The sequence below is a fragment of the Paraburkholderia sp. J63 genome (assembly GCF_905220245.1).
GTDB lineage: Bacteria > Pseudomonadota > Gammaproteobacteria > Burkholderiales > Burkholderiaceae > Paraburkholderia.
In genome coordinates, this window is record NZ_CAJMZF010000245.1 from 1 (window position 1) to 219 (window position 219).

The window sequence follows — 219 nt, forward strand, 5'->3', positions numbered from 1 at the left end:
GCCCTTGCCGACCGTCAGGTCCGCACCGGCTGCCGCCTGCTGCACCAGACCCACCGAACCATCGTTGATCTGGTTCGTGATGTCGCTGATCGAGTTCGCGTTGCTGGTCACGGCCGTGTCGAGGCTGCCCAGCGCTGCGCCGACGTTGCCGTACGTGCCGCCCTGCACCGCGTAGACCGGTGCGCTGACCGCGCCAGTCGTGCCGTTGTACGTCGCGCC

General features: G+C 68.9%; 1 protein-coding gene. It reads right to left on the minus strand.

Annotation, left to right across the window (positions count from 1 at the left end; translation table 11 throughout):
- Positions 1-219 (minus strand): hypothetical protein (locus U5775_RS39375; protein WP_322063492.1); only part of this gene is annotated, 219 nt, incomplete at both ends.